The 22,200-nt window shown below is 36.0% G+C and carries 23 protein-coding genes; 18 read left to right on the top strand and 5 right to left on the bottom strand.

Annotated elements, in window-relative coordinates; translation table 11 throughout:
- Positions 1-8: 8 nt before the first annotated feature.
- Positions 9-305 carry a hypothetical protein gene (locus ACODS7_RS04150; RefSeq protein ID WP_000262400.1) on the bottom strand — a complete coding sequence of 99 codons (297 nt, stop codon included), beginning with the start codon at positions 303-305 and terminating at the stop codon, positions 9-11.
- A gap of 245 nt (positions 306-550) precedes the next feature.
- Between ACODS7_RS04150 and ACODS7_RS04145 the strand changes: the two genes are divergently transcribed.
- Both ACODS7_RS04145 and ACODS7_RS04140 read left to right on the top strand, forming a co-directional pair.
- Complete coding sequence (locus ACODS7_RS04145; RefSeq protein WP_042969035.1) at positions 551-1,138, top strand: AAA family ATPase; 588 nt, start codon at positions 551-553, stop codon at positions 1,136-1,138.
- On the top strand, positions 1,135-1,707 hold the full coding sequence (locus tag ACODS7_RS04140; protein WP_016080634.1) for a DJ-1/PfpI family protein: 573 nt from the start codon (positions 1,135-1,137) through the stop codon (positions 1,705-1,707). The genes ACODS7_RS04145 and ACODS7_RS04140 overlap by 4 nt, the downstream gene beginning before the upstream one ends.
- Positions 1,708-1,720: 13 nt before the next feature.
- Here the strand turns inward: ACODS7_RS04140 and ACODS7_RS04135 are convergent, their stop codons facing one another.
- On the bottom strand, positions 1,721-2,668 hold the full coding sequence (locus ACODS7_RS04135; protein ID WP_029443054.1) for a class I SAM-dependent methyltransferase: 948 nt from the start codon (positions 2,666-2,668) through the stop codon (positions 1,721-1,723).
- Between the two features lie 195 nt (positions 2,669-2,863).
- Between ACODS7_RS04135 and hutP the strand changes: the two genes are divergently transcribed.
- The 12 genes from hutP (at position 2,864) to ACODS7_RS04075 (ending at position 17,198) form a co-directional block, all read left to right on the top strand.
- A complete protein-coding gene (gene hutP, locus ACODS7_RS04130; protein ID WP_000926516.1) occupies positions 2,864-3,304 on the top strand; it encodes a histidine utilization transcription antiterminator HutP in 441 nt (146 codons plus the stop codon).
- 104 nt (positions 3,305-3,408) lie between these two features.
- A complete protein-coding gene (gene hutH, locus ACODS7_RS04125; RefSeq protein WP_000631871.1) occupies positions 3,409-4,926 on the top strand; it encodes a histidine ammonia-lyase in 1,518 nt (505 codons plus the stop codon).
- A gap of 23 nt (positions 4,927-4,949) precedes the next feature.
- Entirely contained in the window at positions 4,950-6,608 is a 1,659-nt protein-coding gene (hutU, locus tag ACODS7_RS04120; RefSeq protein ID WP_000416938.1) for a urocanate hydratase, read from the top strand.
- A 12-nt stretch (positions 6,609-6,620) separates the two neighbouring features.
- A complete protein-coding gene (gene hutI, locus ACODS7_RS04115) occupies positions 6,621-7,892 on the top strand; it encodes an imidazolonepropionase (RefSeq protein ID WP_000887549.1) in 1,272 nt (423 codons plus the stop codon).
- Positions 7,871-8,842 carry a formimidoylglutamase gene (gene hutG / locus ACODS7_RS04110; RefSeq protein WP_016080638.1) on the top strand — a complete coding sequence of 324 codons (972 nt, stop codon included), beginning with the start codon at positions 7,871-7,873 and terminating at the stop codon, positions 8,840-8,842. The genes hutI and hutG overlap by 22 nt, the downstream gene beginning before the upstream one ends.
- 261 nt (positions 8,843-9,103) lie before the next feature.
- Entirely contained in the window at positions 9,104-9,565 is a 462-nt protein-coding gene (locus tag ACODS7_RS04105) for a CarD family transcriptional regulator (protein ID WP_172452095.1), read from the top strand.
- Positions 9,566-10,128: 563 nt separating this feature from the next.
- Positions 10,129-11,256, top strand: coding sequence for an alkene reductase (locus ACODS7_RS04100; protein WP_029443053.1), 1,128 nt, complete (start codon positions 10,129-10,131; stop codon positions 11,254-11,256).
- Positions 11,257-11,323: 67 nt separating this feature from the next.
- A complete protein-coding gene (locus ACODS7_RS04095; protein ID WP_043936439.1) occupies positions 11,324-12,898 on the top strand; it encodes an FMN-binding glutamate synthase family protein in 1,575 nt (524 codons plus the stop codon).
- A 110-nt stretch (positions 12,899-13,008) separates the two neighbouring features.
- Entirely contained in the window at positions 13,009-13,497 is a 489-nt protein-coding gene (locus ACODS7_RS04090; protein ID WP_043936438.1) for a cytochrome c biogenesis protein CcdC, read from the top strand.
- Positions 13,498-13,794: 297 nt separating this feature from the next.
- Positions 13,795-15,273 carry a sodium/proline symporter PutP gene (gene putP, locus ACODS7_RS04085; RefSeq protein ID WP_243168268.1) on the top strand — a complete coding sequence of 493 codons (1,479 nt, stop codon included), beginning with the start codon at positions 13,795-13,797 and terminating at the stop codon, positions 15,271-15,273.
- Positions 15,274-15,626: 353 nt separating this feature from the next.
- Entirely contained in the window at positions 15,627-16,565 is a 939-nt protein-coding gene (locus tag ACODS7_RS04080) for a ring-cleaving dioxygenase (RefSeq protein WP_243168269.1), read from the top strand.
- Between the two features lie 24 nt (positions 16,566-16,589).
- Entirely contained in the window at positions 16,590-17,198 is a 609-nt protein-coding gene (locus ACODS7_RS04075) for an alpha/beta hydrolase (RefSeq protein WP_043315358.1), read from the top strand.
- A gap of 44 nt (positions 17,199-17,242) precedes the next feature.
- Here the strand turns inward: ACODS7_RS04075 and ACODS7_RS04070 are convergent, their stop codons facing one another.
- On the bottom strand, positions 17,243-18,775 hold the full coding sequence (locus ACODS7_RS04070; RefSeq protein ID WP_043936437.1) for a BA3702 family sensor histidine kinase: 1,533 nt from the start codon (positions 18,773-18,775) through the stop codon (positions 17,243-17,245).
- 230 nt (positions 18,776-19,005) lie between these two features.
- On the opposite strand from ACODS7_RS04070, the gene ACODS7_RS04065 reads away from it, so the two are divergent.
- The gene (locus tag ACODS7_RS04065) at positions 19,006-19,377 is read left to right on the top strand and encodes a VOC family protein (protein WP_016080646.1); all 372 of its coding nucleotides are present in this window, start codon (positions 19,006-19,008) and stop codon (positions 19,375-19,377) included.
- A 19-nt stretch (positions 19,378-19,396) separates the two neighbouring features.
- Here the strand turns inward: ACODS7_RS04065 and ACODS7_RS04060 are convergent, their stop codons facing one another.
- Positions 19,397-20,206 (bottom strand): YitT family protein, encoded by an 810-nt coding sequence (locus ACODS7_RS04060; RefSeq protein ID WP_000251348.1) that lies wholly within the window; start codon positions 20,204-20,206, stop codon positions 19,397-19,399.
- A gap of 126 nt (positions 20,207-20,332) precedes the next feature.
- On the opposite strand from ACODS7_RS04060, the gene ACODS7_RS04055 reads away from it, so the two are divergent.
- Genes ACODS7_RS04055 through ACODS7_RS04045 form a run of 3 tightly spaced genes read left to right on the top strand, consistent with a single transcriptional unit; the run spans position 20,333 to position 21,890 of the window.
- On the top strand, positions 20,333-21,154 hold the full coding sequence (locus ACODS7_RS04055; RefSeq protein ID WP_029443047.1) for a protein phosphatase 2C domain-containing protein: 822 nt from the start codon (positions 20,333-20,335) through the stop codon (positions 21,152-21,154).
- Positions 21,155-21,169: 15 nt separating this feature from the next.
- The gene (locus tag ACODS7_RS04050; protein ID WP_029443046.1) at positions 21,170-21,622 is read left to right on the top strand and encodes a peptidoglycan recognition protein family protein; all 453 of its coding nucleotides are present in this window, start codon (positions 21,170-21,172) and stop codon (positions 21,620-21,622) included.
- Between the two features lie 19 nt (positions 21,623-21,641).
- A complete protein-coding gene (locus ACODS7_RS04045) occupies positions 21,642-21,890 on the top strand; it encodes a DUF2164 domain-containing protein (protein WP_000981064.1) in 249 nt (82 codons plus the stop codon).
- A 24-nt stretch (positions 21,891-21,914) separates the two neighbouring features.
- Here the strand turns inward: ACODS7_RS04045 and ACODS7_RS04040 are convergent, their stop codons facing one another.
- Complete coding sequence (locus ACODS7_RS04040) at positions 21,915-22,127, bottom strand: CsbD family protein (protein ID WP_000160425.1); 213 nt, start codon at positions 22,125-22,127, stop codon at positions 21,915-21,917.
- Positions 22,128-22,200: the final 73 nt, after the last annotated feature.

Genomic DNA, 22,200 nt, shown 5'->3' with positions numbered 1-22,200 from the left:
GTTATAGTTTAAACGAAGTATAGTTGTTCAACACATAAATTATTATTATCGTCTTCAACATACTCAATAATAAGTGTGCCAACTTTACGATCTTTATCTTCAGTTGTGAAAATAGAGTAAGAAGTAAAACGTGTTTTTGATAGGCCGCTTATATGTGTAGGTAAAGAAATGTAGTCGTTATCGCGGAAGAATTCCATTAGTTCAATATCCTCAAATTCTTTTCGGTCAACTTGTTTGTTTGTATAGCGGCGTTGAAGTTGTTTTAAAGATTCATTCCAAGAAATTGCTTTTGTGTCGTATACCATTGTTCTATCTCCTTACTGTATGTAATTATTAAGAACATACGTTCTAATATAGTATACTCTTTTTATTAGAAAAGGGAAAGCAAAAAATAATGTAAGCTTGGATTTCCAAGCTTACATTATTGATGCGTCCGTCATAATCTCTATTTTTCATTATAAGTTAGATAAGAATAAGAAACAAGATGATATATATAATGTTGAGAGTTTTCAAAATTCTGTATATTATAGGTGTACTAAAGTGTAAGGGAATGATAGGCGTGGCATACGTAATTTCACTGCAAGGGCCGATGGCTAGCGGAAAAACAACATTAGCAAAAAGATTAGAAAAGAGAGGGTTTCGAGTTATATATGAAAATCCATATCCAATTGTAGAGAAGCGAAAAAAATTGAATTTAGATATGAATTCAAAAGTAGGGTTTATTATGAATCAAAAAATGTTTATGGAAGCAAAAATTAAGGAGTTTCAAAATGTGAAAGATTCAGTCGTAATTTTTGATCGCGGACCAGAAGATATTGAGTTTTTTACACTCTTTTATCCAACGATTATAGGGGAAGAGTGGGATATAGAAGCTGAATTGAAAGATGAATTATATGAATTAAGAGAATGCCGTTCGGATGCGATTTTTTACTTAGATGTTACGAAGAAGAATGTATATGATAGAAAAAATAATGATAGAACAAGAAACAGAAGTACGTTTGAGGAGCAATTTAAATTAGTAGAAACTGAAAAAGACTGGTATAAACAATTTCCTGTAACTTATGTGGACACGAATAGATTAACAGTGGACGATTTAGAGGTATATTTTATGGACTGGTTAAAGGAGAGAGAGCTATGAAAAAAATACTTTTACTTGTATACCCAACATTTGCAGAGTTTGAAATAACAGTAGCAACGGCATTGCTGAAGAATAAATTTGAAATCATTACAGCGGGCTTAACAAAAGAATTGATTATAAGTGAAACAGGTTTGCAAGTGCAACCACATATAGAATTAAGGGAAGTGCATGTAGAAGAATATGAGGGAATTATTATTCCAGGCGGGGATGAGATACATATGAAGGATGCAGAAGGACTCTTTTCAGTCATTCGCCAATTTCACGAACAAGAAAAATTAGTAGCTGCTATTTGCGCTGGACCGTATGCGCTAGCAAAAGCAGGCTTATTCAAAGAAATCTCGTATACAGTGACCATAGATTATCAAAAACTTGATTGTTTTCCAGTAGAAAATTTTGTGTATAAAGAAGTTGTGCAACACTCAAATATTATTACAGCACAAGGACATGCATTTGTACCATTCGGAATAGCGATTGCCTCTTACTTTGGGATAGCGAACGAACATAATACAAATTTTTATGGCGGTAAGGGTAATGTGATGATGGAGAAACTTTTATCTGAAAATGTATAAAAGCTAGCGAATGCTAGCTTTTTTCTTTTTTACACCGATAAATAACTAAAGTTTTCGGATCGCGCCATATACCGTTATGAAGTGATAATTCATTTTCTACTTCTTCTTTTAGCCATACCTTCATTTCCGCGTGAAGAAGTGTATTATCAGGTATATTTAGCGACGGAAACATGCTAGAAATATAGTTTACTATTGGGGTAGAATGATGAAAAACGAGCGCATTATGAATAACTGTTTCTTCAACCGTTGGAAAAACGGATTGTAATATCTCTTTACCATTTTCTAAACAAAATGGAGTGACTGATGATGTTGTTTTCGGTAAATCAAATGCGTCTAACATGCGGTTACACATTTCAACTATACGAGGTAATGTAACACTAGAATTTGTTGTAGCTAAAAGTGAGCCACCGGGACGAATTACTTTATGGAATCCTTGAATTGTTTTTTCAACATCTTTCATGTGATATAACATATGTCTTGCGATTATTAGGTCATAATAATTTGTTTCGAAAGGGAGTTTACTAGCATCCCCTCGTTTCCATTCTATTAAGTTATTCGTCTTAGCAGCTTCAGCAAGCATAGCTTCGGATTGATCCAACCCGGTTAATGGGCCTTTATGACCATTTGTTTGTAAAAGGGAAAGGGATTTTCCGCTAGCGCACCCAACCTCTAATATGTTTTCTTCCCCTTGAAGTTGTAAATGTTCAATAACGATTTCATCTAAATTCACTTGTTTTTCTTCGTAATGTTCATGCGTATCGATACGTGTTTGTAAATTGTTACTGACGCTATATTGCCTTTTTACATCATTCATTTTTTCATATTCCACTTTCGTACAAAATTGTTGGATCGCATGTGTTAATACATCCGTTTTCTTTAAACCTTCGTAATGGAGTGCAGCTTCAAACCTTGCAAGTAATTTTTCTTCAATTCGAAAATGAATATCTTTTCGCTTCGTCATTGAAATCTCGCCCCTTTGCATCTGTTAGTGAGACTATAGCATGCTTGGAAAAATTGTGTAAATAATTTGTGTACACAAATGGAGGGGATGAAAAAATTGTTTGAATGTGAGTTTAAACTATTGACGATTTAACCGTTTTCATATATTCTTAAATTAAGTAATATTCAAATAATTCAAAAGAAATGAGAGAGTCACATGCTTCTTCAAGGAACACATCGAATTGGTCGTATGGCCATGCTGTTGGCACTTGCGGATGAAAATGAAAGTCCTGTATTATCCATTCCGAAAGGTTGGAAGTATTGTACGGGGAAAGTGGGTTCGATGAATTCGCAAAAGGTTGTCGCAGCAATGGAAACAGCGGCTAAGAGCAACCAAGTTATTGAAACAGATGTTTACAGAGAAACACATGCACTTTATCATGCAATTATGGAAGCTTTGTACGGAGTGACGAGAGGTCAAATTCAGTTAGCAGACGTTCTTCGTACAGTAGGACTTCGGTTTGCGATTGTGCGCGGTACACCATACGACGGAAAAAAAGAAGGCGAATGGGTTGCTGTTGCATTATATGGAACGATTGGTGCACCTGTAAAAGGATCTGAGCATGAGGCGATTGGTTTAGGAATTAATCACATATGATTTGCCCATAGTCTATTAGTTAGAAGGGGGCCTTACTTTTTTTAGGACAGAAGTCTGTCTTAAAAAGATAAGGTCCCCTTTTGCCTTTTTAAGGAGGAAAAATGATGATTACGTTAACAGGACATACATTGACAGTTGAAGAAATGAAGAGGTTATTACTTGAAGGAGAAGGTGTAACAGCTTGTCCAACTAGTATGCAAAAGGTAGCGGAGTGCCGCGAAGTAGTTGAGAAAATTGTAGAGGACGGAAAAGTCGTTTACGGTATTACAACTGGATTTGGAAAGTTTAGTGATGTGCTAATTCAAAAAGATGATGTAAAGGCACTTCAACATAATTTAATTCAGTCACATGCATGTGGGATAGGTGATCCATTCCCGGAAGAAGTATCGCGCGGAATGTTAATTTTACGAGCAAACACGATGCTTAAAGGAGTATCAGGCGTAAGACCGCTTGTTGTAAATATGCTTCTTGAGTTTGTAAATCGTAAAATTCACCCAGTTGTCCCGCAACAAGGTTCGCTTGGTGCGAGTGGAGATTTAGCACCTTTATCTCATCTTGCGCTCGTATTATTAGGCGAAGGTGAAGTGTTCTATAAGGGGAAACGCGTTCATGCAATGGTTGCTCTTACAGAAGAAGGTCTTGAGCCGATTGAACTTGAAGCGAAAGAAGGTCTTGCATTAATTAATGGTACGCAGGCGATGACAGCGCAAGGAGTTCTTTCTTATATAGAAGCAGAAGCAACGGCGTATCAAGCTGAATTAATTGCTTCGATGACAATTGAAGGGTTACAAGGCATTATTGATGCATTTGATGAAAATGTTCATAAAGCACGTGGTTATAAAGAGCAAGTGGATGTAGCAAGCAGAATTCGTGACATTCTTCATGATAGTAAGTTAACAACAAAACAAGGAGAACTACGTGTACAGGATGCCTATTCACTTCGCTGTATCCCGCAAGTACACGGTGCTTCTTGGCAAGTTTTAAATTATGTGAAAGAAAAGCTAGAAATTGAAATGAATGCAGCGACAGATAACCCACTTATTTTTGATGGCGGAGAAAAAGTAATTTCAGGTGGTAACTTCCACGGTCAACCAATTGCATTTGCGATGGACTTCTTAAAAGTAGGGATGGCAGAACTTGCAAATATTTCAGAGCGTCGTATTGAGCGTTTAGTAAATCCGCAATTAAATGATTTACCTCCATTTTTAAGTCCAGAACCAGGACTTCAGTCTGGTGCAATGATTATGCAGTATGCAGCAGCGTCACTTGTTTCTGAAAATAAAACGTTAGCACATCCAGCGAGTGTAGATTCAATCCCGTCGTCAGCTAACCAGGAAGATCATGTAAGTATGGGAACAATTGCTTCACGCCATGCACATCAAATTATTCAAAATGCAAGACGTGTTCTTTCAATTGAGATGATTTGTGCGATGCAAGCGGCAGAATATCGCGGAATTGAAAATATGAGTACAGTGACGAAGAGTTTCTACCATCAAGGGCGTCAGCAAGTACCTTCTATTACAAATGACCGCATATTCTCAACGGATATTGAAAATATTGCACATTGGTTAAAAACGAATTATTCGATAAAAGAAAGATTAGATGTAAACGCAGCACTATAAAATGAGAAAAGGGAGAGATTGAAATGGAAAAAGTACAACAAACAATTCGCGCGCCAAGAGGTACAGAGTTACAAACAAAAGGTTGGGTGCAAGAAGCAGCACTTCGAATGTTAATGAACAATTTAGATCCTGAGGTAGCTGAAAAACCAGAAGAATTAGTTGTATATGGCGGAATTGGCCGTGCAGCTCGTAATTGGGAAAGCTACAATGCAATCGTAGATTCATTAAAAACGTTAGAAAGCGATGAAACGTTACTTGTTCAATCAGGAAAACCAGTAGCAATTTTTAAATCGCATGAAGACGCGCCGCGCGTTCTATTAGCGAACTCAAACTTAGTACCAAAATGGGCGAATTGGGATCACTTCCGAGAACTAGAGAAAAAAGGACTTATGATGTACGGACAAATGACAGCTGGTAGCTGGATTTACATTGGAACACAAGGGATTCTACAAGGAACATATGAAACATTTGGTGAGGCAGCTCGTCAACATTTCGATGGTTCATTAAAAGGTACATTAACACTTACTGCTGGTTTAGGTGGTATGGGTGGTGCACAACCTCTTGCTGTAACGATGAATGGCGGTGTTGTCATTGCGATTGATGTAGATAAGCGCAGCATCGATCGTCGTATTGAAAAGAGATATTGTGATAAGTATACAGAATCATTAGAAGAAGCATTGGCTATTGCAAACGAGTATAAAGAGAAGAAAGAGCCTATTTCAATTGGATTATTAGGTAATGCAGCAGAAATTTTACCTGAGTTAGTAAATCGTAATATTATCCCTGACTTAGTTACGGACCAAACATCTGCTCATGATCCATTAAACGGTTATATTCCAGTAGGTTATACGTTAGAAGAGGCAGCGAAACTTCGTGAAGAAGACCCAGAACGTTACGTACAATTATCAAAAGAAAGCATGACAAAGCACGTAGAAGCAATGCTTGCGATGCAAGAAAAAGGCGCAATTACATTTGATTATGGAAATAACATTCGACAAGTTGCTTTTGATGAAGGTTTGAAAAATGCTTTCGATTTCCCGGGATTTGTTCCAGCATTTATTCGTCCATTATTCTGTGAAGGAAAAGGACCATTCCGCTGGGTAGCTCTTTCTGGTGATCCAGAAGATATTTATAAAACAGATGAAGTAATTTTACGAGAATTCGCTGACAATGAGCATTTATGTAACTGGATTCGTATGGCGCGTCAACAAGTGGAGTTCCAAGGACTTCCATCACGTATTTGTTGGTTAGGTTACGGTGAGCGTGCGAAGTTTGGCCGCATCATTAATGAAATGGTGGCAAATGGTGAATTATCAGCACCAATCGTTATTGGTCGTGACCATTTAGATTGCGGTTCAGTAGCATCTCCAAACCGTGAAACAGAAGCGATGAAAGACGGTAGTGATGCAGTAGCAGACTGGCCAATTTTAAATGCATTAATTAATAGTGTAAACGGTGCGAGTTGGGTATCTGTTCACCACGGTGGCGGCGTTGGTATGGGTTATTCACTTCACGCTGGAATGGTTATTGTTGCAGATGGAACAGAAGCAGCAGCAAAACGTATTGAGCGCGTATTAACTTCTGACCCTGGTATGGGTGTTGTTCGTCACGTTGATGCAGGGTATGACTTAGCAGTGGAAACTGCGAAAGAAAAAGGCGTTAACATTCCAATGATGAAATAAGGGGGAGAAAACATGCTGGACACTTTACTAATAAATATCGGTCAATTACTAACAATGGATCAAGAAGATGGCTTGTTAAGACGGGAAGCGATGAACACGCTTCCTGTTATCGAAAACGGTGTGGTTGGAATTGAAAATGATGTAATCACTTTCGTTGGAACAGCGGAAGAAGCGAAAGGACTTCAGGCGAAAGAAGTTATTGATTGCGGCGGAAAAATGGTTTCTCCTGGTCTTGTCGACCCGCATACTCATCTTGTATTTGGTGGATCTCGCGAAAATGAAATCGCACTAAAATTACAAGGAGTTCCGTACTTAGAAATTTTAGAACAAGGCGGAGGCATTCTTTCGACTGTAAATGCAACGAAACAGGCGTCGAAGGAAGAGCTTGTTCAAAAAGCGAAATTCCATTTAGACCGTATGCTATCTTTCGGAGTTACTACTGTAGAAGCGAAGAGCGGTTACGGATTAGATGATGAGACGGAATGGAAACAATTAGAGGCAACTGCACAATTACAAAAAGAGCATCCGATTGATTTAGTTTCCACATTTTTAGGTGCTCATGCAGTTCCGAAAGAATATAAAGGTAGATCGAAAGAATTTTTACAATGGATGTTAGACCTACTACCAGAAATGAAAGAGAAGCAATTAGCGGAGTTCGTTGATATTTTCTGTGAAACAGGTGTGTTCTCTGTCGAAGAGTCAAAAGAGTTTTTATTAAAAGCGAAAGAGCTTGGCTTTGATGTGAAAATTCATGCAGATGAAATCGACCCTCTTGGTGGTGCGGAAGCAGCGGCAGAAATTGGTGCAGCATCAGCGGACCATTTAGTTGGCGCTTCTGATAAAGGGATTGAAATGCTTGCAAATTCGAATACAGTAGCAACGTTATTACCAGGAACAACTTTCTATTTAAATAAAGAAAGCTTTGCTCGTGGTCGTAAAATGATTGATGAAGGTGTTGCAGTTGCGTTAGCTACAGACTTTAACCCAGGTAGCTGTCCAACTGAAAATATTCAGCTTATTATGAGCATTGCGATGCTAAAACTGAAAATGACACCAGAAGAAGTGTGGAATGCCGTAACGGTTAACTCATCATATGCCATTAACCGTGGTGATGTAGCTGGGAAAATTAGAGTTGGTCGTAAGGCAGATTTAGTTTTATGGGATGCTTACAATTATGCTTACGTACCGTACCATTACGGTGTAAGCCATGTAAATACAGTATGGAAGAATGGTAATATTGCATATACAAGAGGTGAACAATCGTGGAGCACGGCCACTATTTAAAGAAAAATGCAAAGTTTATTGATCGTGAAGTGACAAAATGGAGTGAGATGATTAAAGATTGGGAGGAAGGCGTAGAAATATTCGGTGCTGCCTTAATTGGAGCACCCCTTTCTAAACCATCTATTAGTCATTCAGGAGCAAGTTTTGCTCCAAAAACAATTCGTGCGATGTTAGATGCATACAGCACATATGCAATTACAGAAGAACACGATATGAAAGAAAGTGTCTTATATGATTGCGGCGATATTACGATGCATGTGACGGATATAAAAGAAAGTCATAACCGAATTGCGAAAACAGTTGGTCATGTAACGAAAGTAAATCCGAACATGATACCAATCGTTCTTGGTGGTGACCACTCGATTAGTTTTCCGAGTATAACAGGCTTTGCAAACAGTAAAGGAAAGGTCGGGATTATTCAATTTGATGCTCATCATGATTTACGTAATTTAGATGATGGAGGCCCGTCAAATGGTACACCATTCCGTAGTTTACTAGAAAATGATGTCATTACAGGAAAACAACTTGTTCAAATTGGAATTCGTAATTTTTCTAACGCACGTGCGTACCATGAATATGCAATAGAGCATGGCGTAACAGTGTATACAATGAAAGACGTACGAGAGCGAGAAATAAAAGATATTATCACGGAAAGTATTGAAGTATTAAGAAAACAAGGTGTGACTTCTATTTATATTTCTCTTGATATGGATGTACTAGACCAAGCGTTTGCACCAGGTTGTCCAGCAATTGGGCCTGGTGGAATGGATAGTACGACTTTACTAGATGCGATTGAATTCCTTGGTAAAGAACCGCTCGTTCAAGGGATGGATATAGTAGAGATTGATCCAACTCTTGATTTCAGGGATATGACGAGTAGAGTAGCAGCGCAAGTGATTATGAGTTTTCTTTTAGCGAGGGAAATAGTTAGTAAGCAGGTTAGTATATAGACGGAAAAGTAGATCTTTATCTATGCCTTATCAAAAACACATTACTACTCAAATGTAGTGATGTGTTTTTATGTTAAAAGAGAATGGATGTTTGTGGAACCGTTAATAAAATTGCAGGTTTTTATAGTGTATTATGTAAATTTAATTTCTTGCTTCTGAAGTATTGACGTGTAAAATAATTTTATGATAAAATAAAAATTTTGCTAAAAAACTAAAAGTATGTTAAGCTTGAGAAGGTTACCATATATGGAGGTGGATTATTTGTTTCAAATTGGCGATAACATTGTTTATCCAATGCAGGGAGCAGGTATAATTAAAGCCATAGAAGAGAAGGAAGTCTCAGGAGAAAAACAACAGTATTATGTTATAAAAATGTCGGCTAGTAATATGGAACTAATGATTCCAGCAGGGAGAATATTGAATTCGAATATACGACCAGTTACGGATATAACCGCATTAGCACACATAATGCATATTTTTCAACATGGGGAATCAGATAGATTACTTACGTGGAAACAAAGGTATAAATTGAACACTGATAAAATAAAGACGGGTAAAATGCAAGAAGGTGCTGAAGTTGTGCGTGATTTAATGCGTATACAGAAAGAAAAAGCACTTAATGCAAGCGAAAAGAAGATGTTAGATAACGCATATGAATTTTTGATTAGTGAACTGGGATTAATTGAAGGTATCACAGAAAATCAGATAAAAAGCTTTTGTTAAGGTTCATTACAAATAATGTATTATATCCCAAAAAAGATCTTGAATTTTTTGGGAACATAATTATAGAAAATTTATCATTTCAAAGACATTCAACTCTTTCACACCACTTTTAGAGCATTACCTCTATTGTTATTACTACAATCAAATCCATTTTTATTTTTAAATTTCATTTATGAATGTTCGAAGTTTAATTGAATACTTCGATAAAATAGTTACTTGATTTTTGCAATCCTGATTCACACTGGCACGGACGAGGAGCCGTAAGGATGAAAGAGAGGTAGGGCTTTCATTGTTTTAGGTATATAAGTTATTATTTTTAGAAGAATACTGAACCATATTCACTTCTATTGATAAGGTATTTTTTATATTAAAGAGATAAATGAATTGACAGCCATATATGTTCAACAAAAAAGGTTTCCTTCTAAGGAAACCTTTTTAATATTATTTATAGTATTTTATTTTTTTGATATTCGAATGTTTTATTGTAAAGTCGTAAAAATTGACGTTACTATCTAAAAGTAAGTATGATGCGATTATAGTAAGATTTTTTAGGGGGAAAAAAGATGACAAGTTCAAGTAATAAAGCAGCGAGTATTTATGAAGGAACAAATGTAAACGCTGGTGGATCTTTTGAAAACGTTGAAGAAACAAAGTTGTTTGATCCAATTCAAATTGGAGCTTGGTCTCTTCGTAATCGTATAGCAATGGCACCGATGACAAGATGCTTTGCAGATAATGAGACTGGAGTAGTTGGCGCTGATGTAGTGGAATACTACAGAAAACGTGCTGCGGATGGAATTGGACTAATTATTACAGAAGGAATTGTCATTAGTCCGAGAGCAAAAGGGAACCCAGGAGTACCAGGTATTTATACACAAGAACAAATCAATTCTTGGAAACCTGTTACAGAGGCAGTACATAAAGAAGGCGGGACGATTATTGCTCAAATATGGCATGTTGGGCGTATGAGTCATCATGAAATAATTGGTGGTCAAATGCCGCAAGCACCATCTGCTATCGCTGCAGAGGGAAATGTTCCACGTTTTCGTAAACCGTTTGATACGCCAGAAGCAATGACGTTAGAAGAAATACAAGAAGTGATCGGTCAATACGCACAAGCTGCGAAAAATGCGATCGAAGCTGGATTTGATGGAGTAGAAATTCACGGTGCACACGGATATTTAATCGATCAATTTACGTATGAGTTTGCGAATAAGCGAACAGATAAATATGGCGGTAATTTAAAACAAAGGTTAACGTTTATGAAAGAAGTAACGGCGGCTGTAATAGAAGCTGTTGGAGCTAATAAAACACTTCTTCGTTTCTCTGCTTTCAAAGGTGATAATCCTGCTTATATGTGGGAAAACCCTGAGCTTGCAATTGAAACGTTCGTAAATATGTTCAAAGAAGTTGGATTAACGATGATACATCCTTCAACGATGAACTATACGCAAGAGATTGCTGACGGAAAGAATTTTCATCAACTAGTAAGAAAATATTGGGATGGTACGATTGTAGGGGTTGGTAATTTAAATCCGAAAGAGGCCGAAGAAGCGTTGCAAGAAGGAACGATTGATGTAGTGGCATTTGGCAGACCGTTAATTGCTAATCCAGCCTTTGTTCATCGAATTAAACATGCTGAAAGTTTAGTTGAATATGACGCGAAAGAGCATCTTGCTACGTTAGTATGAATAAAGATAAAAGGAGAGCACATCGAGTGTTCTCCTTTTATTATGGGATTTCATAGGGGGAAGCGGGATGAGTGAAACGCTACTCGTTATTATTAGTATATTACTATTTTTAATGTTGCTTTTAATCGTCTTTTTTATCATTACATTTTTTATAAAAAAACGAACACATCATTCTATTTTAAAGTTACATCCGTACTTAGGAAGAATGCGCTACTTACTGGAAAAGATAGGGCCTGAATTTCGACAATATTGGTTTGATCATGATACGGATGGAAAGCCTTTCTCACGTTATGATTTTCAAAGTGTTATGTTTTTAGCGAAATATCGCTCTGAAATACTTGGTTTTGGATCAAAACGAGATTTTGAATCTTCTGGCTATTATATTGCTAATACATTATTTCCAATATTAACTGAGGAATTAAGTGTGAATCTCACGCAAGAGCGGGAAGGTAAAAAGTACGTGATTCATAAAGAAGGGTTATTTTCAAGAAGAGAAAAATTGACAGCGGATACAACGAATCTTTGGCTGTATGAAGAAGAAGATGCAATTATAGTCGGTGAGAACCGTAAATATCCGTGGAAGCTACATGGCATGTTTGGTGCATCTGCGACTTCTTACGGCGCGATTGGAGAAAATTATATTTTAGCGAGTGGTTTTGGAGCAAAAATGGCAGGCGGATCGTGGATTAATACTGGTGAAGGTGGCGTTATTCCAGAACATTTACATACAGGAGCGAATATCGTTGCGCAAATTGGTCCAGGGTTATTTGGATACCGTGATGAGGACGGTAATTTTTCAATGGGAAAATTCATGGAGAAAGCGAAAGAAAGTAATATTAGAGCATTCGAATTGAAATTTGGGCAAGGTGCTAAAATACGTGGTGGTCATCTAGAGGGACAAAAAGTAAATGAGAAAATTGCTTCTGTTCGCAACGTCAGAAAGGGAGAGACGATTAATTCACCGAATCGATTTTCATTTTTAAAGAATGCAGCGGATACACTTTATTTTATTCAACAGTTGCAAGAAAGCGGCGGTAAACCAGTTGGAATGAAAATTGTAATTGGTCAGCAGGAGCCTTTGGAAGATTTAATAAAAACAATGAAAGAACTAAACATTTACCCAGATTTTATTACAATAGACGGTTCAGAAGGCGGATCAGGGGCAACGTATAAATCGATGGCAGATTGTATGGGACTGCCACTTATTCCAGCATTACTTACATTTATCGATACAGCAAATTATTATGGTGTGCGTAACAAGTTTAAAGTATTTGCATCGGGTAAATTAATCACACCAGATAAAGTGGCGATCGCTTTAGCGATTGGAGCGGATGCTGTAAGTTCAGCCCGCGGATTTATGATGGCAAGCGGCTGTATTATGGCTCTTCAATGTAATTCTGGCCAATGTCCATCTGGTGTAGCTACGACGAATCCGCATTATCAAAAAGCGTTAGATCCGTATGAGAAGAAGTGGCGAGTCATGAATTATATTATTAGTATGAGATATAGTTTATTTTCATTAGCAGCGGCAGCCGGAGTGAAGAGCCCGCGCCATTTAACGAGAGAGCATATTGTGTTTAAAGATGAGGTGGGGAGAGTAGTTCCTCTTTCGGAATTGTTTCCTATAGTAAATCAAACCTAAAAGTATATTTGATATGTAAGATTTTTTAAAGGAATAATCATATTTTTGGAAAAATTAGGAGTATAATAGGGAAGTATTTTAAAAATGACTATTTTTAGGGAGAGATTCACTTGCAGCAAGGTTCTTACAGTATTACAATTTTTTTACTCGTCATAGGGCTCGTTATATTTAGACGCATGCGCTCTATGAATCGACCAATTAATAATAAAGGAAGACGACTACTATTGCCATTATTTTTCTTATTACCAGGTTTTTCTTTATATGCTGCACCGATACAACTTGCTGATTGGCAAATTGGTATAGCTGCTGGGATCGGACTGTTATTGTCAATTCCACTTATTATTTTAAGTGGGTATGAAGTCAGAGAAGATGGTCAAATTTATGCAAAAAAAAGTATCGCTTTTATTGCTACATTTTTAGTTATCGTTCTTTTACGTGCTTATTTTAGAAGACATTTACAAGGTTTAGATCCAAAGTCAATCGGCATTCTTTTCTATACTCTTGCGGTTTGTTATATAGTACCTTGGCGTATTGGATGCTATATGAAATTTCGTAAAGTATATGTAGAGAAAGCGAAAATTGAGACGTCAATAAGCTAAAAGTCATACATTTGTATGGCTTTTTCTTTTAAAATTTATCGGGTAAACGAATGAAAATAAGGTGTGAAAAAACACTGTTTAATCTTCTGAATATTATTACTTTAATTTCTTGAAAAATCATTGTAATCCACTGGGATAAAGGCGTTTATAAAGGTTTTCACATGTAGTAAAAAGTGCTCGTTCACTTGAAAGAACAAAAAATGTTTGTTAAGGTAGGGAACCATAAGCGAAAACAAGAAAATAGAAAAAGTCATTTTTCGAAATTTTGAATGGCTTATGGAATAAGGGAGAGATTTGGTGAAGATTGAAATTATGGTTTCGCTTGCTATTTATATGGCAGGTATGTTGTATATCGGATATTGGTCTTATAAGAAGACATCCGATTTATCAGATTATATGTTAGGTGGAAGGGGACTCGGTCCAGCAGTTACAGCTTTATCAGCTGGTGCTTCTGACATGAGTGGTTGGATGCTAATGGGATTACCTGGTGCGATGTATGCAACAGGATTATCAAGTGTATGGATTGCGATAGGTTTATTAATAGGTGCTTATGCAAACTATTTAATCATTGCCCCACGTTTACGAACGTATACAGAAGTGGCAAATGATTCAATTACGATTCCAGACTTTTTCGAGAATCGGTTTAAAGATCGTACGAAAATACTTCGTTTTGTCTCCGCTATCGTCATTTTAGTATTTTTCACATTTTATGCGTCGGCTGGTTTAGTTTCAGGTGGACGTTTGTTTGAAAATTCTTTCAACCTGGATTATAAAATTGGTTTATTTGTAACAGTGGGTGTCGTTGTTGCGTATACACTATTCGGTGGCTTTCTAGCCGTAAGCTGGACGGACTTTGTACAAGGTTGTATTATGTTTATTGCGCTTGTACTAGTGCCAATTGTTGCTTTTACGGATGTAGGTGGTGTAACAGAAACATTTAATACGATTAAACAAGTCGATGCATCGCATTTAGATATGTTTAAAGGGACCACAATACTTGGCATTATTTCATTTTTAGCATGGGGACTTGGGTATTTTGGTCAACCGCATATTATTGTCCGTTTTATGGCAATCACCTCTATTAAAGATTTAAAGACTTCTCGTAGAATCGGTATCGGTTGGATGACGATTTCAATTATAGGTGCAATGCTTACTGGTCTAATTGGTATCGCTTATTATGCTAAAAATAATGCGACATTACAAGACCCAGAAATGGTCTTTGTAACATTCTCAAATATTTTATTCCATCCGTACATTACAGGATTTTTATTATCAGCTATTTTGGCTTCGATTATGAGTAGTATTTCCTCACAATTACTTGTTATTTCAAGTGCAGTAACGGAAGACTTCTATAAAACATTTTTCCGTCGTAACGCAAGTGACAAAGAACTTGTATTTATCGGTAGATTGTCAGTATTAGTAGTAGCTATGATCGCAGTTGTTTTAGCGTATCATCCAAGTGATACAATTTTAACACTTGTAGGTTATGCTTGGGCTGGATTTGGTTCAGCATTCGGACCAGCCATTTTATTAAGTTTATATTGGAAAAGGACGAATAAATGGGGCGTTCTTGCAGGTATGATTGTTGGTGCAGTAGTTGTTATAGCATGGGTACAAATTCCAAGTTTAAAAGCAATTATGTATGAAATGGTACCTGGATTCTTCTGTAGTTTATTAACTGTTATCGTTGTAAGTTTATTAACGAAAGAACCCGTTAAGGCAGTTCATCGTGAATTTAATGAGATGGAAGCAGTACTGGAAGAAGAAATGAAATGATTTGCAAAAAGAGTAAACGATGAATAGCGTTTACTCTTTTTACATGTAAAATGAAAGTAAGGACTTATTGACAATAAAAAATAAGTAACTTATAATAAATCTTGAGTTCGAGATAAATAACATTCTAAATCAAGGTTTATTATAATTATAGATTGAACAAATATTTTTTTGTAGATTATCTCGAATTCGAGATGATTTCTATAGGTTAGACACTAATACGTAATTTTATAATCGATATCTCGAATTCGAGATAAAATTATAATGACGGATTTTACTTTGTAGCATGGACAAAATGAATAATGAATTTAAATGTAAAAGAATTTTTATAATGAAATAAAAAAGGAGTGGAAGAAATGGAAAAGAAAACAATAGGAATCCATCACATTACAGCGATTGTAGGGCATCCACAAGAGAATGTAGATTTTTATGCTGGTGTATTAGGGTTACGTTTAGTGAAACAAACAGTGAATTTTGATGATCCAGGTACGTACCATCTTTATTTTGGAAATGAAGGAGGGAAGCCCGGAACAATTATTACGTTTTTCCCATGGGCAGGTGCTCGTCAAGGTATTATTGGCGACGGTCAAGTAGGAATTACGTCTTACGTTGTACCAAAAGGTGCAATGGAGTTTTGGGAAAATAGACTAGAAAAATTCGATGTTTCGTATACAAAAATGACTCGTTTTGGAGAGCAGTATTTAGAATTTGATGATTCGCATGGTTTGCATATAGAATTAGTTGAAAGAGAAGAAGGCGAATTAAATAATTGGAGTTTTGGAGAAGTTACACCAGAAGTAGCAATTAAAGGGTTTGGAGGTGCTGTTCTTTTATCTGCACAGCCTCAAAAAACAGCTGAATTGTTAGAACATATTATGGGTCTTGAGAAAATTGGAGAAGAGGGTGAATTTGTTCGATTCCGTTCTTCTGCTGACATTGGAAATATTATTGATTTGAAATTATCAACAATTGGTCGTGGCCAAATGGGTGTTGGCACAGTTCATCATATTGCTTGGAGAGCGAGTGACGACGCAGATCAACTAGACTGGAAAGAGCATGTGTCTCGTTTTGGATATCACGTAACTCCTGTACAAGACCGAAATTATTTTAACGCGATTTATTTTAGAGAACATGGTGAAATCTTATTTGAAATTGCAACAGATCCTCCTGGTTTCGCTCATGATGAATCGTTAGAGACGATGGGTGAGGAATTAAAGTTACCGGAACAATATGAACAACATAGAAAACAGATTGAACAAACGCTTTTACCATTTGAAGTGAGAAATTTAGATTAAAGTGATTGAGAGGGGAAAAGGATTATGATGAAACATGTTTTTCAAAAAGGAAAAGATACGTCAAAACCAGTGTTGTTATTACTTCATGGCACAGGTGGTAATGAATTAGATTTACTACCACTTGCAGAAATAATTGATCCGGAATCGGCGGTATTAAGCGTTAGGGGAAATGTGTTAGAGAATGGGATGCCGCGTTTCTTCCGCCGATTAGCAGAGGGCATTTTTGATGAAGAGGATTTAATTTTCCGTACGAAGGAATTAAATGAATTTTTAGATGAAGCGGCTAAAGAATATGAATTTGATAGAAACAACATTGTAGCTATCGGTTATTCGAATGGAGCAAATATCGCAGCAAGCTTATTATTCCATTACGAGAATGCATTAAAAGGTGCTGTGCTTCATCACCCAATGGTACCTAGAAGAGGAATGCAATTAGCAAATTTAGCAGGGAAATCTGTGTTTATTGCTGCTGGGACAAATGACCCAATTTGTTCATCAGCAGAGTCAGAGGAATTGAAGGTATTATTAGAAAATGCAAATGCAAATGTAACAATGCATTGGGAAAATCGAGGGCATCAATTAACAATGGGTGAAGTAGAAAAAGCAAAAGAGTGGTATGACAAAGCATTTTAAAAAAAGAAGCATCTGCTAACGATTAGCAGATGCTTCTTTTTTATTTAAGACTGGATTGCAAGATGAGATGAAGAAAGTGGCAACTGAATATCAACGATAGTACCTTTATTTAATTCGCTTGAAATGTGTAATTTACCATGATGTTCTTCAATTATTTTGTAACATATCATTAAACCTAGTCCTGTGCCTTTTTCTTTTAAACTATAAAATGGTTCACCTAAACGAGAGATACGATTTTCTGGGATACCGCAACCTTCATCCATAATGCGTATTAAGATAAAGGAATCTTCTACTGGTTTTGTTTGTATTAAAATATTTCCGCCATTTGGCATTGCTTCTATAGAATTTTTTAATATATTTATGAAAACTTGTTTTAATTGGTTACCATCACATTGAATATCATGTTTGTAATCAAAGTGATCCATAATGATATGAACACTATGCATAATAGCAGTCGGTAAAATAAATGTGACTACCTCTTCAATTAAAGTTTGTATGTTACAAGTTTGCATAGACAATACTTGTGGTTTAGACATTGCCATAAATTGACTCGTGATAGATTCCATTTGTGAAATTTCGCTTAACATCACATCGACATACCATTTATTTTCCTCATTTATTTCAGGGAGTAGTAATGTTAAAAAGCCTTTTAGAGAAGTGAGCGGATTTCGAATTTCATGGGCAATTCCAGCTGTCAGTTGTCCGACTACCGCGAGCTTTTCTGATTTTCTTAATAACTTTTCAGTTTCTTTTAGCTCGGTAACATCTCTTCCCATCACGATAAGACCTTTACGGGAACCGTCGGGATGATAAAGAGGGACTTTTGATATGCTTAAGATTAGGTCGGAATCATCCCTATGTATAATAAATTCTTCTCCATGAAGAATTTGCCCTTGTTGCCATGCGAGTTCATCAACTTTTTCACAGTGTAAAAAACCTTCTCGGTACGCTTCATTATATTGAATGAGTTCATTGTCCTTTTTTCCGTGATAAGGTACATGGTGGAAATTGAAACATGTAAGGGCGTAGTCATTTGCTTCAAGCCAACGGCCTTCATGATCCTTAAATATAACAAATGCAGGCATTGCATTCATTAATGTACGTAATCTCTTCTCACTTTCTTTTAATCTTTGTTCAATTCTTTCTGATTTTTCAAGAGGTTTCATTATTGCATATACACCGGTTAACCGATTTTTTGAAAAGATAGGAACTAGTTTTGTTATGACATCTAGTAAATAGCCGCCTTTATGATAAATAGATAGGATATACTCTTGTTGATTGTCCGCTTTAGTAGTTTTTATATATTGTAATACTTGCTCAGAAATATGAGCTTCTAAAATAGAGGTAATGTTTTTACGTTCTAATTCTAAAGAAGTGTAACCAAGTATTCTTTCAGCAGAAGGATTAATATGTAAAATAGTTCCCTCTAAATTGAGTGAAATAATACTATCAGGATTGTGTTCGAACAGAGATGCGTACATTTCTGTTAATGAACGATCGTGCATATGGTTTCGCAAACGTCCAGAAATGCTCGGATGACGTTTTCTTTGAGTTGATGAAATTTTTTTACGACTCATAATATTTCCTCCGTACAACTAGCATCTAAAAAGATTTGTCTATTCATAACTATAATATAGGTATAACCCATATTTCTATAAAAAATGAAGTTACAGAATTGAATTTATTTTCTTTTTTTACTAAAAACATAAAATGCAGTAATAAGAGAATCTTATATCGTTTTATTATTTCTTTGTAAGTTACATTGAAATGATTTTGTTATAACATAAGGGTAGAGGGGGGATGGAAAATGAAAAGTTATATTAGAGGGATTGATCACGTGCAAGTAGCTGCACCTGTAGGGTGTGAAGAAGAGGCACGTGATTTTTATGGGAATACAATTGGTATGGAAGAAATTCCAAAGCCAGAAGAGTTGAAAAAACGAGGTGGATGTTGGTTTAAGTGTGGAAATCAAGAAGTCCATATTGGTGTCGAGCAGAACTTTACACCAGCTAAAAAGGCTCATCCAGCTTTTTATGTGAATGAAATTAATGAATTTAAGCAAACGCTTATAGAGCAAGGTGTCAAAGTGATTGATGATTATGCACGACCAGATGTAATTCGATTTTACGTGTCAGATCCATTTGGAAACCGAATTGAATTTATGCAAAATAAAGACTAGGTGGATTCCCACCTAGTCTTTAACTTCTTCTGAAAAGTCCTAACACTTCTACAGTTTCTGTAATATTAACGAATGCATTCGGGTCGATTTCAGAAATTGTTAGTTTCATACTTGCTAATTCTTCACGAGAAACGACTGTCATAAGTACACGCTTTTTCTCGCTTGAATAAGCGCCTTCGCCATCAAGTAACGTTATTCCACGTACAACAGTTGAAAGAAGCTGTTTTTTCATTTTTTCTGCTTCATTTGTTACAATCATAAGTGTAACTTTACGATGTTTTGTATGAACAGCATCAATTACTTTACCAGTTACATAAATTGAAAGTAAGCTTGTAAGTGCAACATCCCAAGTGAAGAAGAATCCTGCGATTATTACAACGACTGTATTTAAAACAATAAGGAATCCGCCAAGTTTAATGTCTCGCTTGCGGGATAAAAGCATACCGATAATATCAAATCCACCAGTGGATCCATTACAGTTAAAAACAAGACCAATACCAGCTCCGGCGATGACACCTCCGAAGATAGAAGATAACAATGGATCTGTTGCTACGACTTTTACTGGAACGTAGTATAATGCAACAGATAATACAACTACAGAGACAACTGTGTTAAAAATTACTTTTTTTCCAAGACCTATGTACCCTAAAATAAGGATAGGTAAGTTTAATACAAAGTTAATAATGCCTGTGTTTACAGGGGTTACAATCCCTAAAATAATAGCAATTCCGCCAATTCCACTACTTAAAATTTTGTGGGGGATAAGGAAAAGATTAAAGGCAACCGCAATAATAATAGAACCGATAATAACACCAAGGAATCTGACCATTTCTTTCCCGTCCTTCACTGAAAAATTCATATTATTTCAAGATTATATATGATATTGAAAGTTTTGGGTGAAAACAGTTTATTTAGGTAAATTAGATTAATCAAAAGAATTTGAGTATTTTATCATTTGAAAGGGGATACAGTTGTGAAGATAAAAACATATCAACAGAAAAGCCCGTTGAAGCAAGAATGTGAGGATTCTTATTTTTGTAATAAAGAAAATAAGATTTATGGTGTATGTGACGGTGCAACACCACTTGTCCCGTTTCGTGATGAAAAGGGACATAATGGAGCATACATCGCTTCGCATTTATTTGCAAGTTATTTTACTGCATTACGAGAGAATCATAGTTTACAATTTGCAGTTGCCAAAGCAAATGAAGCATTGCAAAGCAAAATGTTAGAATATGAAGTAGACACGAGAAAAAAAGAGTATTTGTGGTGCACATGTATCGCGGCAGTCCAAATAGTTGGTGAGAAAATTGAATATGCGCAGCTTGGGGACTGTATGATTGTCGTAACTTTTCAAAATGGAACGATGCAAGTATTAACGAAAGACACAGTTGAAGGAATTAGTAAACGAGCAAAAAAGAAGAGGGAAGAAGATCGTAAAAAAGGATTATCTGTACCAGAAGAATATGTTTTTCAAGATGTTCGAGAACAGTTAAAATACAATCGTTATCTTGCAAATATGCCAAATGGTTATTCAGTTGCAAATGGAATGAAAGAAGCGATACATTATTTACAACATGGTGAATTACATACAGATGAAGTGAGTGGAATTTTTATTTGTTCAGACGGGTTATTTCACCCAGATTGGTCATTAGAACAAACCGTTGCATATATAAGAAAGAATAGTATAAACGAATATGTAGCAATCATTGAAGAGCTAGAAGGCGAAAAAAGAATAAGGCCAGATGATAAAACGATTATTATGATTGATTTTTAAGAGGAGGCAGTTCAAATGGAAATTAAATGTGTCAATCTAACATTTCAAGATGAATTAGTTCCTTTAGAAAAAGTAAATAAACTGATTATTCACCATACAGCTGAAGATGGATGGGACGTGTATAAAACGCATGAATTTCATCAAACTGTAAAAGGGTGGAGCGGGATTGGTTACAACTATTTTATCGAAAAGGACGGAACTGTAGTGGAAGGGCGAGGTTTACATATTGGAGCGCACGCGAAAGACCATAACCGTCATACAATTGGAATATGTATGACGGGAAATTTCGATAAATACGATCCCACTCCTGCACAAGTGAATGCATTATATTCTTTATGCAAAATGTTTATGAAGCAATTTGCTATAAAGAAAGAAAATATACTAGGTCATAGAGAGTTAGAAGGAGTTACAAAAAGCTGTCCTGGTAATCGTTTTTCTATGGTAGAGTTAAGGAAGATATTATCTTAAATATAGAGGAGTAACAGCGATGATGAATATAAAAATACCAAATGATAAAAAAGAAGAGCTTGTAGCGCAAATTCAGCAATTTTTCATGGAAGAAGATTTAGATGAAATTGGACGTTTCCAAGCAGAGCGTTTAATAGAAGAAATGATTAAATTAGTTGGACCATTTGCATACAATCAAGCAATTGGAGATGCAAGAAAGCTTGTAAGTGAGAAATTAACGAATATCGAAGAAGATTTATACGTGCTAGAGAAGAATGAAGGAAAATAAAAAAAGAGCCGATGGGCTCTTTTTTTATTTTTCTTTCTTGTGTTCTTTATATTCATGTACTTTTTCTTTCACATTACCAACTGTATCTTTAGCGGTGCCTTTCACCTTATCCCATTTTCCTTCAGCTTGTAACTTCTTATTGTCAGTTACTTTCCCGACAACTTCTTTTACTTCGCCCTTTACCTTATCAATGGCACCTTCTACTTTTTCTTTTAAACCGTGTTCGTGCTTAGTCATACATTTCTCCTCCTTGTAGTTTGATTAGAATTTTCTTTTCATATTGCAAGTTGAATGATGTATCTAGTAATAG

The organism is Bacillus sp. FG16 (genome assembly GCF_057809515.1).
This window is presented reverse-complemented; position numbering and strand designations above follow the sequence as displayed.